Origin of the sequence: Parvibaculum sp. (assembly GCF_019635935.1) — a bacterium.
Lineage (GTDB): Bacteria > Pseudomonadota > Alphaproteobacteria > Parvibaculales > Parvibaculaceae > Parvibaculum.
Window position 1 is genome coordinate 3,431,193 of the sequence record NZ_JAHBYN010000001.1, and the last position, 16,882, is coordinate 3,448,074.

The 16,882-nt window shown below is 62.8% G+C and carries 13 protein-coding genes; 4 read left to right on the forward strand and 9 right to left on the reverse strand.

All coding sequences use genetic code 11. The features are described 5' to 3' along the window. Nucleotides 1–6: 6 nt before the first annotated feature. From KF719_RS16815 to lptF, 8 genes are all read right to left on the reverse strand, one after another. A complete protein-coding gene (locus tag KF719_RS16815; RefSeq protein ID WP_293510332.1) occupies nucleotides 7–1,143 on the reverse strand; it encodes a DegT/DnrJ/EryC1/StrS family aminotransferase in 1,137 nt (378 codons plus the stop codon). A gap of 169 nt (nucleotides 1,144–1,312) precedes the next feature. Beyond that, nucleotides 1,313–2,362, reverse strand: coding sequence for an alcohol dehydrogenase (locus KF719_RS16820; protein WP_293510334.1), 1,050 nt, complete (start codon nucleotides 2,360–2,362; stop codon nucleotides 1,313–1,315). 100 nt (nucleotides 2,363–2,462) lie between these two features. Further along, on the reverse strand, nucleotides 2,463–3,302 hold the full coding sequence (gene rsmA, locus KF719_RS16825; RefSeq protein ID WP_293510336.1) for a 16S rRNA (adenine(1518)-N(6)/adenine(1519)-N(6))-dimethyltransferase RsmA: 840 nt from the start codon (nucleotides 3,300–3,302) through the stop codon (nucleotides 2,463–2,465). Then, a complete protein-coding gene (gene pdxA / locus KF719_RS16830; RefSeq protein WP_293510337.1) occupies nucleotides 3,299–4,309 on the reverse strand; it encodes a 4-hydroxythreonine-4-phosphate dehydrogenase PdxA in 1,011 nt (336 codons plus the stop codon). The genes rsmA and pdxA overlap by 4 nt, the downstream gene beginning before the upstream one ends. 34 nt (nucleotides 4,310–4,343) lie before the next feature. After that, nucleotides 4,344–5,678, reverse strand: coding sequence for a peptidylprolyl isomerase (locus KF719_RS16835; protein WP_293510338.1), 1,335 nt, complete (start codon nucleotides 5,676–5,678; stop codon nucleotides 4,344–4,346). 179 nt (nucleotides 5,679–5,857) lie between these two features. Beyond that, nucleotides 5,858–8,104, reverse strand: coding sequence for an LPS-assembly protein LptD (locus KF719_RS16840; RefSeq protein WP_293510339.1), 2,247 nt, complete (start codon nucleotides 8,102–8,104; stop codon nucleotides 5,858–5,860). Nucleotides 8,105–8,156: 52 nt separating this feature from the next. After that, on the reverse strand, nucleotides 8,157–9,251 hold the full coding sequence (gene lptG, locus KF719_RS16845) for an LPS export ABC transporter permease LptG (RefSeq protein WP_293510341.1): 1,095 nt from the start codon (nucleotides 9,249–9,251) through the stop codon (nucleotides 8,157–8,159). Continuing rightward, nucleotides 9,248–10,405, reverse strand: coding sequence for an LPS export ABC transporter permease LptF (gene lptF / locus KF719_RS16850; RefSeq protein WP_293510343.1), 1,158 nt, complete (start codon nucleotides 10,403–10,405; stop codon nucleotides 9,248–9,250). Before lptF ends, lptG begins: the two co-directional genes overlap by 4 nt. A 266-nt stretch (nucleotides 10,406–10,671) precedes the next feature. On the opposite strand from lptF, the gene KF719_RS16855 reads away from it, so the two are divergent. The 4 genes from KF719_RS16855 to KF719_RS16870 all read left to right on the forward strand — a co-directional run bounded on the left by KF719_RS16855 (nucleotide 10,672) and on the right by KF719_RS16870 (nucleotide 14,938). Continuing rightward, nucleotides 10,672–12,165 (forward strand): leucyl aminopeptidase, encoded by a 1,494-nt coding sequence (locus KF719_RS16855; protein WP_293510345.1) that lies wholly within the window; start codon nucleotides 10,672–10,674, stop codon nucleotides 12,163–12,165. Between the two features lie 18 nt (nucleotides 12,166–12,183). Further along, on the forward strand, nucleotides 12,184–12,633 hold the full coding sequence (locus KF719_RS16860; protein ID WP_293510347.1) for a DNA polymerase III subunit chi: 450 nt from the start codon (nucleotides 12,184–12,186) through the stop codon (nucleotides 12,631–12,633). Nucleotides 12,634–12,725: 92 nt separating this feature from the next. Beyond that, a complete protein-coding gene (locus KF719_RS16865) occupies nucleotides 12,726–13,649 on the forward strand; it encodes an MBL fold metallo-hydrolase (RefSeq protein ID WP_293510349.1) in 924 nt (307 codons plus the stop codon). A 26-nt stretch (nucleotides 13,650–13,675) separates the two neighbouring features. Beyond that, nucleotides 13,676–14,938: an ectonucleotide pyrophosphatase/phosphodiesterase gene (locus KF719_RS16870; RefSeq protein WP_293510350.1), complete on the forward strand. Its 1,263-nt coding sequence runs from the start codon at nucleotides 13,676–13,678 to the stop codon at nucleotides 14,936–14,938. On the opposite strand, the gene KF719_RS16875 is transcribed toward KF719_RS16870, so the two are convergent. Further along, entirely contained in the window at nucleotides 14,935–16,854 is a 1,920-nt protein-coding gene (locus tag KF719_RS16875) for an ABC-F family ATP-binding cassette domain-containing protein (RefSeq protein ID WP_293510351.1), read from the reverse strand. The two genes, KF719_RS16870 and KF719_RS16875, sit on opposite strands and share 4 nt — an antisense overlap. Between the last annotated feature and the right edge of the window lie 28 nt (nucleotides 16,855–16,882).

The window sequence follows — 16,882 nt, forward strand, 5'->3', positions numbered from 1 at the left end:
TCCAGATTAGGCCTTTAATATCTGCCTGAGTGCATCGGTGACGAACTGCACCAACTCAGGCGTCATGTGATATCCCGATGGAAGATTGACGCCAAACTTCGCGATTGCCTCCCCCGCAGGATGTTCGGGCATATGAGCTGAAGATTCCGGTCGGTCTGCAAAGGCGGGCAAGCTGGACAGAGGTGAAAAGAAGGGGCGCGTATCGATATTCCGCTCACGGAATGCTTCCATCAACGCGAATTTGTCCATTCCATATGTGGGGTCGGGAATCACCGTGACCATCCAGTATGAATTGACGGTGCCCATTGGCTCCGCGTTCAGTGTGATGCCGTTCACGCCCTCCAGTGCATTCCTGTACCAGGAGAATATCTCGCGCTTCCTCGCGACCAGCTCTTCAACGCGCTCGATCTGCGCCAGCCCGAATGCGGCCTGAAAGGCGCTCATCTTGTATTTGAAGCCGACTTCGGCGTTCAGGAACAGCTTGTCGCCCGGCGGACGGCCGTGGTCGCGCAACGTCATCACACGCGTATGCAGGTGGTCGTCGTTGGTGACGAGCATCCCACCTTCGCCCGTTGTCACGGTTTTGGAGCCATGAAATGAAAAGACGCCGGTGTCGCCAAGTGCCCCGGCTTTGCGCCCGGCATACTCGGATCCGAGGGACTCTGCGGCGTCCTCGATAAGCAGGAGCCCGTGGGCGTCGGCGATCCGTCGCAGTTCGGCCCAGTCTGCCATCGATCCGTAGAGGTCGACGCCGATAATCGCCTTTGTTCGCTCGGTAATTGCTGCTTCGACCGAGGCCGGGTCGATGCACCATGTGTCGCGCTTGATGTCGGCGAATACCGGCGTAGCGCCGACATAGATCACAGGCGCAACCGACGCGATCCATGTGACGTCCGGTACGATCACTTCATCGCCCGGGCCGACACCGCCCGCCGCGAGCGAAAGGTGGATTGCCGCCGTGCAATGGGGAAGGGAAACGGCATGCTTCACACCGATGTATTCAGCGAATGCTTTCTCGAAGCGCGCATTGAAAACATAGTGATCCTTGAACCAGGCAGTGCGCGCTGCCTCGGTCACATACTGGATTTCCCGTTCCGTGACCCACGGGCCGGCGACCGCAATCGGTTCCTTGGCAACTATCACAACCGGTGCCCCAAAGTTTTTTCCGTCATCCGATAACGTCCATCCAGAAAATGCCAATATCACTATAGAGGCAGGCGCGCCGTTCGACAGCCGTCGCGATTCTAGCTGTCGAACATTTGTTCTGCGAACGATATTCCAGTTGTTTGCTGTTTCCCGAACCGGGCCGCAGTCACGGTTTCAGCACCACGCGCCCCATCACGCTGCCCTTGCGCAAATCGTCGAGGGCCTGTGAGCCCTGGCCGAGCGGCCGTTCGCTGACCGGGATCGGGTCGATCTTCCCGGCCTTCACCAGATCCATCATTTCATGCGTCTCGCCGAGCGATCCGACATACGAACCGCCGATCGTCAGGGCGCGCATCGGGAACATCGGGATCGGCATCGAGAAGCCGCCGCCGAACAGCCCGACGATCACCACCTGTCCGCCCTTGCGCACGATGCTGGTCGCGAATTTGAGTGATGCTTCCGATCCGACAAAGTCGACCGCCGCGGGTACGCCGCCATTCGTGTCCGCAAGTACCTTCTTGATCGCTTCGGGGTCCTTCGGATTGTAGACCTCGTGCGCGCCGGATCCCTTGGCTGCCTGCAGCTTGCTGTCGTCGACATCGGCGCCGAGCGGTGCGGCGGGGAACATCGCCTTGGCGAATTGCAGCCCCATCATGCCGACGCCGCCGAGACCGACCACCATCACGCGTTCCTCGGCGCTGATGTCGCCGAGCTTCTTCATCGCGCCATAGGCCGTTAGCCCCGAGCACATATAGGTGGCGGCCAGCCCATCCGCGACGCCCGTATAGTCGATCAGATAGCGCGGATGCGGCACGATCACATGGGTCGCATAGCCGCCCGCGACATGAATACCGAGATTGCGCGGCTTGTTGCAGAGGTGCTCGTCGCCGCGCTTGCAGGTGGGGCATTCGCCGCAGCCGATCCACGGATAGGCAACGCGATGCGCACCGATCTCGACGCCTTGAGCGTCCGGCCCGACGGCCACCACCTCGCCTTCGATCTCGTGTCCGAGCGTGAACGGCAGTTGCCGCCCGCCGCGAACGTCGAGCTTGTTGCCGCCACCCATATCGAAATAACCATCATGGATATGCACATCCGAGTGGCAGACGCCGCAATGCGTCACCTTCAACAGCACTTCCGAGCCTTGCGGTTTCGGCGTTTCGCTCTCGACGATTTTCAGCGCCTGCCCGTAGTCGACAATGGCTTCGGATTTCATGTGTGGGCTCCTCGAAATTTGACGCGGGCGGTAATCGGAACCGCCCGTTTGGCCGCCAATGTGGCACGCGGCGGCGGCGGTCACAACCTTCGGGAGGCGTTCATGACCCCGCCACATAGGCGCGCGCCAGCGCACAGAACTGCTCGACGGTGAGTTCCTCGGCGCGTTGGGTCGGCGACGCGTCTGCGGCCTCGATCATCGCCGCCGGATCGCGCCCGAGCGATTTCAGGCTGGCGCGCAACATCTTCCGCCGCTGCCCGAAAGCAGCGGCAACCACCGTCTCGAGCGCCCGCGGATCGGCGGCGGCAAGCGGCGTCTCGCGCGGCACCAGCTCGACGACCGATGACGTAACGGCAGGCGGCGGCGTGAAGGCCCGCCGGTCGACATCGAACAGAATGCGAGGGCTTGTCCGCCATTGCGCCAGAACGGCAAGCCGCCCATAGGCTTTGCCGCCGGGCGCGGCGACGATCCGTTCTGCCACCTCGCGCTGGAACATCAGCGTCAGGCTCGAAAACCAGGGCGGCCAGGGGTCGGTCTGCAGCCAGCCGACCAGCAGCGGCGTCGCGATGTTGTAGGGCAGGTTTGCGACAATGCGAGCGGGGCGTGTGGCAAGCGCCGCCATATCCGTTTTCAGGGCATCGCCTTCCACAATGGTCAGGCGCCCCGGATAGGCCGCAGCAATCTCCTCCAGCGCTGCAATGCAGCGCGCGTCGCGCTCGATGGCGATGACGCGCCGCGCGCCATTGTCGAGCAGCGCCCGCGTCAGCCCGCCCGGTCCGGGGCCGATTTCGACGACGTCATGCCCTTCGAGCGCGCCGGCTGCCCGCGCGATGCGCCCGGTCAGGTTGAGGTCGAGCAAGAAGTTCTGGCCGAGTGCCTTGCGGGCGGCGAGCCCGTGACGGGCGATCACCTCGCGGAGCGGCGGCAGGGCGCCGCTCATGCACGCGCCCGGCTGCGCGCCATCTCGCCGGCCGCCCCTATGGCTGCCGCGAGACTGCCCGGATGCGCCGTCCCCCGTCCGGCAATGTCGAGCGCCGTGCCGTGATCGGGAGATGTCCGCACGATGGGCAGCCCCAGCGTCGTGTTGACGCCATGCTCGAAATCGATCGTCTTCAGCGGGATCAACGCCTGATCGTGATACATGCACAGCACGGCGTCGTAGCGCGCCCAAGCGGCCGCATGAAACAGCGTGTCGGCAGGCGCCGGACCCCATATCTCGATGTCAGGCACGGCAGCCCGAATGGCGTCGATCGCGGGCGCAATGATGTCGATTTCCTCGCGACCCAGATGCCCCTCTTCGCCGGCATGCGGATTGAGCGCCGCCACGGCGATGCGCGGCCGCGCAATACCGAAATCGTCGCGCAACGCCCGCGCCAGGATCGTCCCCTGTTCGGTGACGAGCGGCACCGACAATGCCGCCGCCGCGTCCCGGAGCGACAGGTGTACGGTCGCCGGCACGACGCGCAAGCCCGGACAGGAAAGCATCATCGCAACCCGCGACCCACCCGTGCGCGCCGCCAGATATTCCGTATGGCCCGGCACGTCGAGGCCGGCCTCGTAGAGCACACGCTTGTGGATCGGATTGGTCACCATTCCGCCCGCGTTGCCACTCATCGCCAGATCGCAAGCCATGTCGATGGCGGCCAGCACGGCCCGCGCATTGGCGGGCGCGAGCCGGCCCGGCTCGGCCGGCTCCGCCAGCGGCACGGACATCACAGGCAATGCGCGGTGAAAAACCTCGGCGGCCTCGTCGGCGGTCGCGATTTCCTCGACGGGCGCGCCGAGCGCCCGATAAAGCGCCGGATCGCCGGTGACGAAAAAACAGGGCAGCGCCGCCACGTCCCGCCCGAGCCAGACCTTGAGCGTGATCTCGGGGCCGATGCCTGCGGGCTCGCCCATGGTCAGTGCGAGGGGCTGGACGCGACCCGAAGCTGCAACGCGCGTCATGGCTGGCGGCACCCCTTTGGGCTTCGGTCCGTCCTCAGCGATAAACGACGACGGCGTCGCGGCGCAGGTCACGCAGGTGACGGCGTCCCATCATCGACAATTGCTGTTCGTAGAGCGTGTCGTCGATCTGTTCGCGCGTCGGCATTTCGCCCTGTGCCGGCCTGTGCGCGCAGACGACAAGCATCTCGACGCCGCGTTCGCTGCGGATCGGCTCGGTTACGCCGCCCACCGGCACGCGCGCGACTGCCTGCCTGACACGCGGCTCCAGTTGTCCGGCAATCACCTGTTGCGGCGGCGAGGACGTGCCGCTCAGATACTTGCGGATCAACTCCGCCCCCATTTCGCACGACGTCACCTGCGAACGAAACTCCTGCGCCTCGCGCGCGCGCCGGTTGACGGCGGCGGCCTCGGCGTCCGGCGTCAGTGGCAGCAGCACCTGCATCAGCGAGTACTGGTCGCGCATCGGGTCTGCGCCTGTACCCGTTTGCATGGAGCGGACCTCTATGATGTAAAATCCGTTCATCGTACGGATCGGATCCGAGATCATGCCGGTCTGCATGTTGGCCACGACATCGCCGACACCGTCGGGAAGCTGGCTTGCATGTACCCATCCGATATCGCCGCCATTGGCGGCGGAGGCCGACTGACTGAATTGCCGCGCCACCGCCTCGAACGGCGCCCCCTCGCGCATCTGTTCGACAAGGCGCTGCGTTCCGGCGGCGATTTCCTCGGCATGTCCGGGGCTGTCGAACGTGATCAGAATTTCGGAAATGAGGTAACGCGGCTGGTCGGCTTCTTCTTCCAGCCGCCGCAACACCTCATCGATTTCATTTTGCCCGACGGTCACGAGCCCGCCGAACTGCTGCTGAACGACGCGGTTCCAGGCGATGTCGGAGGCAATCTGCGCCTCCAGCGCCGATCTCGACACGCCGCCTTCCTTGAGAAACTCTTCGATCTGCTCGACCGTCATGTTCGAGCGCTGTGCGATCCGTCCGAGCGCGGTGTTCAGTTCTTCCTGTGTAACGTTAATGTTCAGCCGTCGCGCTTCCTGCCTTTGAAGATATTCGTCGACAAGCGAGCGCAACACCTGGTCGCGAATACGCGAAACGTTTTCGGGCGTATTGGGAATGCCGGAACTGACCATAACGAGCTTCACCCGCTGCTCGAGATCGTAGGACGAAATGATCTGGTCGTTGACGATCGCCGCAATGGCTTGCGAATCCGTCGTCTGGTTCGTGTCCTGGGCGATGGCCGTGCCGGCGGGCAGGGAAGCCGACACGAAGATGCAGGCAAGCGCCACGCCGCGTATCGACCTGAACAAACGGCCCCCGGCGGGCGTACCGGCGCTCGCAAGCATATCTGACTTCATCGTGACTTTCTTGAGGGCCCGGGGGCCCCTCCTGGTTTGATCCGTTTGCGGGTTTCCCCGATCCGCTGCGCGACAGAATACTTGAATCATGCCTCTAATCAACCTGTCGCCTCCGGCTGCGAACCGCAAAAAAGCGTCCGTTTTCAGAGGCTTGCGCGATGGCTGCCGCTTCGAGGCCGTCAGTTGATGCCGGGCGCGCCCGCCACCCGCGCAGCGCCCAGCGTTTTGAGCGTAATCTGCAAAGTAACCGAGCTTTCCGGCTCGATGTCGCGGTCCCGGATGAAGGATTGGTTGAAGCTGAGCGCGAAGTCGAAGCATTCGTCCTCATAGCCGACACCGATCCTGCTTGCGACGGCGCGATCGTTGGCGATGTCGTATCGGGTGCGGCCGAACAGGCTCCAGTATTCATCCAGCCTGACCGTCGCGCCGAGGAAAACTTCCTCGCGCGATATGAACGTCACCGACTGGTCGGCGGCAAAATAGGCATACCCGAACTGGCCGCTCAAGCGGCCGGTCTGGCCGATCAGGTTCACCTCATTGCGCCTGATCTTGTAGCGTTCGTCGTCGATCCGGAAGCGATAGGTTACGAGAAGATCGTCCGAAGGAGCGACGCTGATCCGGCCGACATAGTCGGAGGATTGATCGCTCAGCCCCGTATCGGGCGTAAGGCTGGTGTTGTCGTGGACACGGAAACTCTGTCCGAGAAGTGCCGAGGCCTGCCCGCCGCCAGGCAGGAACACCGAGTAGCGAACGCCGACATTTGCACGCGCACCCGTTTCCCACCGGTCGAGGCCGACGAAACGATCTTCCGAGAAGAGGTTTGTGTCGTCGAACTCGAAACTCAGCGAGTCTTCGTCGGGAATTTTGACCGTGTTGCCGACATCCGGCGAATAGATGAGTTGCACGATTGGTTCGATAACCTGCCTGAACCCGTTGTCGGAACGGGCCAGCGGATAGCTCCATTCGGTGCCGATTGTCGGCAGGCCGCGCGCCATCGTCGTGCTGGCGAAGGTGGTGCCGGGCACCGACGGGTTCGGTACATCTTCCACGGAATAGATGTCGCCGCGTAGACTGGCGAATAGCCGATAGACGATACCCGCCGCGCTGGTGCGGCGCCGGTCCCATTCGACCTCTGCGGAAATGCGCCGCGAACTCGCGCCGGCGCTGCGCTCGAGCACCATAGCATTGGCCGCAAAGCCGACGCGCCCGCCGGCCACCTGCTCGGGGTACGAATAGTTGTACTGCAAAATGGGCGCGACCCACGGCGTCGTCGCGTTGCTGTCGGCCGCCAGCAGACCGCGAAAGTAATAGGCGTCAGCGGTAAAGCTGTTGCGTCCGTCGACATAGGTGGCGTTGACATTGTTGATGAGGTCTGTCGCCAAGGACATGTCGTATTTGCGCAGATAGGTGTCGTCGGTCGTAAGTTCTGTCTGGAAGCCCCACCGCCAGTGCTCATTGACGACAAAATCGCCGTCACCGAACAGGCTGCCGCGAAAATCGGCGTCGCCCGGCGTTCCGGCCGTCTGTGTATGCGGCCATGTGCCGGTGCCGAACATCTTGAATTGCCCGCTCTCGATACGCTGACGGTATTCGCCTTTATAGATGACGCCTTCCTTGGTCGTGAACCGCGGGCTGAGCGTGACATCCTTGTCGGGTGCGATAGCCCAGTAGTAGGGAATTTCCACTTCCTGGCCGAGATCGCTCGAACTGGCCAGTTTCGGCGGCAGAAAACCCGATTGCCGCTTCACGGTCGGATCGGGCTGCGAGAAATAGGGAACATAGGCAACGGGAATGCCGAAAAATTCCAGATATGCGTCCTCATAAATAATGCGTTGTTCTTCACGATTGTGGATGACGCGAAATGCCTTGATCTGCCAGAGCGGCGTCGTCTGACCTTTTTCCTCGCAAATGTCGCAAGGGCTGTATACGGCACGGTGCATCGTCGTCATGTTGCCGCCAGTACGTACGACGTCGTGCCCGGCGAGCCGCGAATTGTCGCTCAGCAACACCCGGAGTGTCTGGATCACCCCGTCTTTCATTTCATTTCGCAGGACCAGACGGTCGGCGAACGCGACGTCGCCTTGCGGATCGAGCAACGACACATTGCCGTCAGCGGTCACCACGCCGGTGGTCTCTTCGTAGGTCACGCGGTCGGCGAGAAGTACGCGGGACCCAAAAGCAATTTCGACATGCCCCGTCGCCGTTACGACACGCGTGTCATGGTCGTAGGTCAACTCGTCGGCCTGCATCAGAACTTCGCCGGACTGCTGAAACGACCGTTCGGGCCCGCCGGCAAGCGCCTGCGTGCCGCCCTGCGCCAGCGCGGCACCGGCGGCCGGCAGGCATAGCGCCAGCGCCATTGCGACAACGCGCCCGCCCTTCCAGAGGTCGCAGCCGCCAAACCCCATCCATTGCCCCCGTGTCACGTCTGCGTCTCGCCCCCTGCCGGCCGGAATCGCACCCGGCCCCGCTCAATATCTAACCGTCTTCGAGGTGAAAGAGAACCGCAAGCCCCAAAAGCATGACCACGACCGATGGTGCCCAGGCCGCAAGCAGCGTTGGCAGTATTCCTGACAGGCCGAGGGCGAGCGAGAGATCGCTGAGGAAATAGACCAGAAAGCCCGAAAATATGCCGCCGAGGACGACCTGTATGAAGCCGCCGGAGCGCGCGGTACGCATCGAGAACGCCGCCGCGACCAGCACCATGGTGCAGAGCAGCGCGGGCGTGGCCAGAATCTGGTGGAAATGGAGTTTATAGCGCCGCGCCGAAAAGCCGGCCGCTTCGGCGGTCTGGATGAAGTTCGGCAGGTCCCAGAACGAAATCGTATCGGGACGCGCGAAGCTCTCCTGAACCTGTTCTGCCGTTAGCGACGTTTCCTGCTGATAGGTCTCGTAGTGGCGGGGTTGGTCGTTAGTGAGCAATACCCACACATCGTTTAGCGCCCAATGGCCGTCGCGAAGCACGGCCTCGCGTGCGTCGATACGTCCGAGGAACGTATTGGCGTTGCCATAGAGAAATATCGTGACGTCGAAGAGCTCGACCCCCTGTTCGCTCATGCGCAATGCGTGAACGACCGATTGGCCGGTCGAGTCGGCCTGACGCAGCCACAACCCGTTCGACGACAAGGCGAGGAAGTTCGTTCGCTGATCGATATATTTCGCTTCGAACTGCCGAAACTGCGTTGCCAGTGTCGCGGAAAGCGGGTTGTAGACCGTCACGACGAACGAGCCGATGACGAAAGAAACGACGAGCGCCGGCGCGATGAATTGCCAGACCGACACGCCGGCTGCCCGCGCCACAACCAGTTCGTTGTTGCGGCTCAGCCGCAGAAACGCCGCCATGCCGCCGAAGAGAAAGGCAAACGGCAAGGTTTTGCCGCCGACTCTGGGCAGTTCCATCAGTGCCATTGATGCCAGGAGCCCGAACGTAACGCCCGGTTTGTTGGCGCCGCGGCGGAGCAGTTCGACAAGCTCGATCGTGAAGATGAGGGTAAGAAAGACGGCGAATGTCAGCAGCACGACAAGCAGAAACTGCCGGCCCAGATAGTATGACAGTGTCCACGAGATATTCATGAGCGAGCCCCGCTGCCAGGAAGTCGCGGCAGTGGCAACCGTTGCAGGATCGGACCGAAGCGAACGCCGCCGACAATGGCGAGTGAGATGGCGCATGCCGCGAGCGGCACGAGATACACCAGGGGCACGATACTGAGATCGTTCTTGGAGGTGTTGGCGAGCGCGAAACCCGCAACACGCAACACCAGCGCAGCACCCGCCGCCGCGGCCATGCGCATTGCATATCCGCGCCGATTGAACGGTGCCGGAAGCAACGCGGCAAGAGCTATCAGCGCCAATGCCATCGGGAATATCCCCTCGGCCAGCCGCTCATGGGCGTCGGCGAGAAGCTTGTTCCGGTGCGACTGGCCGTAGGTGTCGTCGGCAGACGGATTTACAAGTTCGTTGAAATAACGTTCACGCCCCTCATAGACCAGCGCCGGCTGGTTCTTCAGATAGGGCGAAAGGTCGAACGTGTATTTGTCGAAAAAAAGCAACGTAGCGGCGCCGCGTTCCTTGGCTTCGTCGCGCGACACGCGCTGGATATTGCCGTTGAACATCACCAGCAGCGGACCACGCGGTCCCTGCACCATGCTTCCCGTTTCGGCCATGTAGGTGATGGGTTCGTTGGGATTGCGGCTGTCATGCACCAGAACGCCGTGCGTGGTGCCGTCCGGCGCCCGCTCTCTCACATAGACCGTCAGGCCGGTCGTCGGATTGGTGAAGGTGCCTTCGCGAATCATCGACGAAGTGACATCCGTGCGGATGTCGTAGATTCGGCTCTTGAGTTCCCGCATTCCGGCCGGAGCGATATAGACGCTGAAGGACAGTACGATGAACGACACGGCCATTGCGATTGCAAGGATCGGCTTGGCGACCGCCCAGAGGCTGACGCCAGCCGAAAACATCACCACGATTTCGCTGTCGGCGATGAGTTTGTGCAGTGTGTAGAGCAGCGCGCAAAAGAGCGAAATCGGCAGCACGATGATGAGCGTGCTGGGCAGGGCGAGCGCGGTCAATTGAAAGAAGGCGACAAGCGTCTGGCCCTGCGTGATCATCACGTCGAGCATGCGCAGCGCCTGCGTCAGCCAGATGATGCCGGTCAGCACCACGGTCGCCACGACGAAGGGCCCGAGCGCCTGAACGAATATATAGCGTGACAAACCCTTCAACATGAGCCCGGCCCCCGACCGGAAATCCGATATTCGCAAGGACGGGACCGCTCCCGGCGGCTTCCGTCCGCGATTGCCGACGATGGCTTTCCCTTGCCGCCGATTCAGCTAGGATGTACGGCAATTTGTCGGGTTCTATTGAGAGAAATGGTTATCCCATTTCGGCTGGGGGGAAAAGGCGTTAGAGGCTTTTTCCGATCCGTTGACCGGCCGAATCGGTGACATGCGGGCCCGAATCCGGACTTAGAGTTAATCAGAAGAGGCCATCGATGAATATTTCCTTTGCCGACATCTCGCTCGCAAAGCCTGGGGCGCTCGCCGTGCTGGTGACCGAAGGCGCGTCGCCGCGCGGTGCCGCCGCCGATCTTGACGGCAAGACCGGTGGCGCGCTGAAGCGGGCGATGAAGGCGGCCGGCTTCTCCGGCAAGGCCGGTTCGGTTCTGGAAGTCATCGGCACACGCGGCGTTGCCGCCGGACGCATCCTTCTCGTCGGTCTCGGTAAATCGGCCGACCTGTCTGCTGCCGGTATGGAGAAGGCGGGCGGCGAATTGATCGGCCGCATCGAAAAGACGAAGGAAACGTCGCTGTCGATCGTGCTCGACGGCATTTCGGCCGCGAAGCTGCCGGCGGGCGAAGCGGCGGCCCGCATAGCTTTCGGCGCCCGGCTGCGCGCCTACCGCTTCGACAAGTACAAGACGAAAAAGAAAACCGATGAATCAAAGGCCGGCCTCAAATCGCTGACCGTGATGACGCGCGCTGCCGCATCCGCTCGCAAGGACTATGCGACGCTGTCGAAGATCGCCGACGGCATGTTCCTGACGCGCGAGCTCGTCAACGAGCCACCGAATGTTCTGTTCCCCGGTGAGTTCGCAAAGCGCGCCCGTGCGCTGTCCAAACTCGGCGTAAAGGTCGAGGTGCTTGGCGAAGCGCAGATGAAGAAACTCGGCATGGGCGCGCTGCTCGGTGTCGGACATGGCAGCCAGCACGAAAGCCATCTCGTCGTCATGCGCTGGACGGGCGGCAAGGCGGGCGAGAAGCCGGTGGCCTTTGTCGGCAAGGGCGTTTGCTTCGACACCGGCGGTATCTCGCTGAAACCGCCGGCCGGCATGGAGGACATGAAAGGCGACATGGGCGGCGCGGCCTGCGTCACCGGCTTGATGCATGCGCTTGCCGCGCGCAAGGCGAAGGTCAACGCGGTCGGCGTCATCGGTCTCGTCGAGAACATGCCGGACGGCAAGGCGCAGCGGCCCGGCGACATCGTTACCTCCATGTCGGGGCAGACCATCGAAATCATCAACACCGATGCCGAAGGCCGCCTCGTGCTCGCCGACGCGCTCTGGTACACGCAAAATCGTTTCAAGCCGAAATTCATGGTCGATCTCGCGACGCTGACAGGCGCGATTATGGTCGCCCTCGGCAAGGAGTACGCCGGGCTCTTTTCCAACAACGACAAGCTGTCGAAGCAATTGTCCGAGGCCGGCGAGGCCGAGAGCGAGAAGGTCTGGCGCATGCCGATGGGCGCCGCCTACGACAAGCAGATCGATTCGCAGTTTGCGGACATGAAAAACACCGGCGGCCGCGATGGCGGTTCGATCACCGCGGCGCAGTTTCTCGAACGCTTCGTCAACAAGACCACTTGGGCGCATCTCGACATCGCCGGCACGGCGATGGCCTCACCCAAAACCGCGATCAACCAGAGCTGGGGTTCGGGTTGGGGTGTGCGCCTGCTCAACCGCCTGGTCGCCGACCACTACGAAGCGTGACAGTTCGGTGGCAGTACGATGACAGAGGTGCTGTTTTACCATCTGCAGAACGCGCCGCTGGAGCGTGTATTGCCGCAATTGCTGGAGCGTTCGCTGGAGCGCGGCTGGCAGGCGGTGGTCCGCGCCGGTGGCGCCGAGCGGCTCGAAGCGCTCAACAATGCACTCTGGACCTATAGCGACGACAGCTTCCTGCCGCATGGCAGCCGCGACGATGGCCCCCCCGAGACAACGCCGATTTTCCTGACGACCGGGGACGAAAATCCCAATGGCGCCAAGGTGTTGTTCCTGGTCGACGGCGCTGCGCCCGGCCCGCTTGACGGTTATGAGCGTTGCGTTCTGATGTTCGACGGTCGCGACGACCTGGCGGTTGGCGCGGCGCGCGAACACTGGAAGGTATTGAAGGCCGAAGGTCACGATGCGACCTATTGGCAACAGAACGATGCCGGAAAGTGGGAGAAGAGAGCCTGAGCCTCGACCGCCGAAAGTCTCTCGACGATTGATCGGCCATCGAGCCGGGCTCATAGTCCACGACGAGTTTCAGGGGATGGGGAGGAAGTGTCATGCCGGTCTGGTTGCGCCGCACACTGATTAGTCTGGGCGTGCTCGCCGTGGTCGCGGGCGGCGCCTATTATTGGCTCATTGTCGAAAGCCGCATGCCCTCGGACGCGGCATTCGCGCTCGATATCGGCGAGATTCGCCGCATGGTCGCCGCGACGCCGGGCGACAAGCCGGCATCGGTCGAGGTCGAACGCGTCGGCGCGTTTCAGTTTCCGGCAACGGCGATTGTTGCGGGCGATGGCTGGGGCTCGCGCGATATGCCGGTCTTTTCCTTCCGTCTCGTATATCCCGACACGAGCATCATCGTCGATACGGCGCTGAACGAAGAGCTGGGGCAGGGAAATCTGGTCTCTTTTGACGCCGATGCCTATGCGCGAATGGAGGCGGCAATGACATCGGCGTCGCTGATCGTCATCACGCATGAGCATATGGATCACATTGGCGGACTGACGGCTCATCCGGATCTGGAAGCGGTGCTCCCTTCGACGAAACTTACCCGTGAGCAGGTCGAAAATCCCGCCCGCAGCGTGCCGGCGCGCTTCCCGGACGGTGCACTCGATGGCTACCAGCCGCTCGAATACGAGCAATATCGTGTGGTCGCGCCTGGCGTTGCGTTGATCAAGGCGCCGGGCCACACGCCGGGCAGTCAGATGGTCTATGTGCAGAAGGCGAACGGCGAGGAGCTACTCCTGATCGGCGACGTCGCCTGGCACTTTCGCAACATCGAACTGCTGCGCGAACGCGCCCGACTGGTCACGCAGTTCTACCTGAACGAAGATCGGACCGCGGTCTTCGGCCAGCTCGCCGCATTGTTCCGGCTGAACCAGGCGGAACCTGACATTGCCATCGTACCGGGTCACGATGCGGGGGTCGTGGACGGCCTGTTGGAGGCAGGTATTCTGACGCTCGGCTTCTCGGTCGAATAGGTGGCGCGGCCGGGCGGGGAGATACAATGTTCCGAAAGGCGCAATGCTGGCTGATCGCGGCGCTCGCCTGCGTTGCGATTGATGGTGGGCCGGCTTCGGCGAGCACGGCGGATCGAACGGTCGTCGTTGCGCTTTTCGACGGTTTTGCGCCCGCGATGGTGAAGTCGACCGACACGCCGAATCTCGACCGGATGCAGGCCGAGGGCGCCTGGTCGCACCGGCTGGCGCCGGTTTTTCCATCCGTGTCGCTGACCAATCATGTGAGTTTCACCACCGGCTGCTGGCCCGCGGGCCACGGCATTCTCTCCAATATCTTTTTCGATCCGAAACGCGGCCGCTTCGATCACAGCTACGACGCCGACTGGCGGACCGGCTGCGAAACCATGTGGGAGGCGGCGGAGCGGCAAGGCGTTGTGGCGGCGGCCTTGCAGATCGCCGGTCGCGGCTCGGGCACCAGAGGCAAGCTTGCAACGCATGCGAACTGGCCGAGACCGCACATGACCGACGATCAGGTTGTCGAACGGGCGATCGAACTTCTGTCGATGAAAGGCGCCGATCGCCCGCGATTGATCGCGCTCTATTTCACGGGACCCGACGGCACGGCACATCGGACGGGCACACTATCCGCCAATACGCTGACAGTCGTACGCCGGAGCGACGCAATCGTCGGTAAGCTGATGAAAGCAATCCGTGCATTGCCGCGCGAACGCGAGGCGACGCTCATCGTCGGCACCGATCACGGCATGATGGATGTCGGGCCGCTGATCAACATTGCCCGCATCATGAACAAGCACGAAATCAAGGGCAGGGTCGCCGCAGCCGGGGCAAGCGCCTATATTTACCTCAACAAGAACGAGGATGCTGCCCGTGTCGAGCGGGTCTTGAAGGGATACGGCTCTGCCTTCGACGTTTACCGCAGGGGATCGCATCCGGCTTTTGCGAAGCTCGGCACGGGGCCGCGCACAGGCGACCTCTTGCTGGTTGCAAAAGCGCCGCACTGGATCGAGGGACCGGAAGTATTTCCCGACTACGCCCATATGCTCGGCGTCACGACCGTGTGGCCGGAAATTTTCACGCCACCCGTGAGCGTGCAACGCGCGGCACATGGCTACGATCCCGCCACAGTGACGCAGATGCACGGCATCTTCTATGCCTGGGGTTCAGGCGTCGCGAAAGGCAAGCGGTTCGGCCGCATCGACATTGTCGACGTCCATCCGACCGTCATGGCGTTGCTCGGTCTGAAGCCCGGAAAGGGCGCCCAAGGCAAGGCGCTCGCGCTCGGCCGCTAGTCGGCTGCCGCCATCGCCTCTTCGTAACTCGTGCTCGCTTCGAGCCACAGCTCTTCGGCCCGTGCCCGCGCTCTCAATGCTTCGGCGCGATCCTTTGACGCCGCGCTCACCGCCGCCGGATCGGCTGTAACGGCCGGGTCGGTAAGTCTGGCGTCCAGCGCATCGATGATCTTCTGGATGCGCGCAATCTCCTGTTCGGCGGCTTGTGCCTTTTTCTTGAGCGGCGCCATCTGTTCGCGCTTTTGCGCGGCGAGGCGGCGCGCTTCGCGCTTGTCGTTGGACGGACGAGGGGCGGGCGGCGGCGCATCGGCACCGGCATTGTCCTCGGCCACGAGCGGCCGTACGCGCCGCGCCGGGTCGAGCAACCACTTCCGATAATCGTCGAGATCGCCGTCATAGGGCGCAACCGTACCGTCCGCGACAAGCCACAACCGGTCGGCGCAGGTCTCGACCAGATGCCGGTCATGCGAAATCAGAATGAAAGCGCCGTCATACTCGTTGATCGCCATCACGAGGGCCTCGCGGCTGTCGACGTCGAGATGGTTGGTCGGTTCGTCGAGAATGATCATGTGCGGCTTGTGGAAGGTGGCGATGGCAAAGAGCAGACGCGCCTTCTCGCCGCCCGACAGTTTCTCGACCCGCGTATCCGCCTTGTCGGCGCCGAAGCCGTAGGAGCCGGCGCGGGCGCGCACCTGTGCGATCGTCGCATCCGGCATCAGCTCGCGGAAATGCTCGTAAGGCGTGTCGCCCATGTTGAGTTCGTCGAGCTGGTGCTGCGCGAAATAGGCGATACGAAGCTTCTTCGATGCATATTTGTGGCCGGCATCGACACGCAAGCGGTCGCAAAGCAGCTTGGCGAAGGTCGACTTGCCGTTGCCGTTGGCGCCGAGCAGCGCAATCCGGTCGTCCTGGTCGATGCGCAGATCGAGCCCGCGCAGCACCGGCTTGCCCGGCTCATAACCGACCGATGCGTGTTCGAGGCGGATGATCGGCGAGGCGAGCGGCTTTTCCGGCACCGGAAAATGGAACGGCAGCACACGCTCGTTCATGATGTCGGCGATCGGTTCCATCTTGGCGAGCGCCTTCATGCGGCTCTGCGCCTGACGGGCCTTGGAGGCTTTCGCCTTGAAGCGCTCGATAAAGCTTTCCATGTGGCGGCGCTGGTCGTCCTGCTTCTTCTTCATCGACATCTGAAGCATCAGCCGTTCGCGCCGTGTGCGGTCGAAGCGATCGTAATTGCCGCTGTAATAGGTGAGCTTCTTGTGTTCGAGATGCAGAATGCCGTCGGCGACATTGTTGAGAAGGTCGCGGTCATGGCTGACGATCAGCACGGTGTAGGGATAAGAGCGCAGATAGTCCTCGAGCCAGATCGTGCCTTCGAGATCGAGATAGTTGGTCGGTTCGTCGAGCAGCAGCAGGTCGGGCTCCGAAAAGAGCACGGCGGCGAGCGCCACGCGCATCCGCCAGCCGCCGGAAAAATCCGAGCAGGGCCGCGCCTGCGCCGCCTCGTCGAAACCGAGACCGGCAAGGATTGTCGCCGCCTTGGCCGGCGACGCATGGGCGCCCATGTCGGCAAGCCGCGTGTGAATGTCGGCGATCCGATGCGGGTCGGTCGCGGTCTCCGCCTCGGCGAGCAGCGAGGTGCGTTCCTTGTCGGCGGCAAGCACCGTGTCGAGCAGGGTGATCGGCCCGGACGGCGCCTCCTGCGTCACCATGCCGACACGCCAGGATTTGGGCCACGAGATCGACCCCGATTCGGGCGTCAGCTCGCCGGTGATGATCCTGAGCAGCGTCGATTTGCCGGTGCCGTTGCGGCCGACAAAGCCCGTCCGTGTCCCCGGCGGCAGCGCCGCGGTGACCCGTTCGAGGAGCAGCCGCCCCTCCATCCGGAATGTGAGATCGTTGATATGCAACATGATGGCCGGGCTTTTAGCATCGGGAAAG

Coding starts and splice junctions, on each gene's coding strand:
- KF719_RS16820 (WP_293510334.1), bottom strand. CDS start 2,362: ATGAAATCCGAAGCCATTGTCGACTACGGGCAGGCGCTGAAAATCGTC.
- rsmA (WP_293510336.1), bottom strand. CDS start 3,302: ATGAGCGGCGCCCTGCCGCCGCTCCGCGAGGTGATCGCCCGTCACGGG.
- pdxA (WP_293510337.1), bottom strand. CDS start 4,309: ATGACGCGCGTTGCAGCTTCGGGTCGCGTCCAGCCCCTCGCACTGACC.
- KF719_RS16835 (WP_293510338.1), bottom strand. CDS start 5,678: ATGAAGTCAGATATGCTTGCGAGCGCCGGTACGCCCGCCGGGGGCCGT.
- lptG (WP_293510341.1), bottom strand. CDS start 9,251: ATGAATATCTCGTGGACACTGTCATACTATCTGGGCCGGCAGTTTCTG.
- lptF (WP_293510343.1), bottom strand. CDS start 10,405: ATGTTGAAGGGTTTGTCACGCTATATATTCGTTCAGGCGCTCGGGCCC.
- KF719_RS16855 (WP_293510345.1), top strand. CDS start 10,672: ATGAATATTTCCTTTGCCGACATCTCGCTCGCAAAGCCTGGGGCGCTC.
- KF719_RS16860 (WP_293510347.1), top strand. CDS start 12,184: ATGACAGAGGTGCTGTTTTACCATCTGCAGAACGCGCCGCTGGAGCGT.
- KF719_RS16865 (WP_293510349.1), top strand. CDS start 12,726: ATGCCGGTCTGGTTGCGCCGCACACTGATTAGTCTGGGCGTGCTCGCC.
- KF719_RS16870 (WP_293510350.1), top strand. CDS start 13,676: ATGTTCCGAAAGGCGCAATGCTGGCTGATCGCGGCGCTCGCCTGCGTT.
- KF719_RS16875 (WP_293510351.1), bottom strand. CDS start 16,854: ATGTTGCATATCAACGATCTCACATTCCGGATGGAGGGGCGGCTGCTC.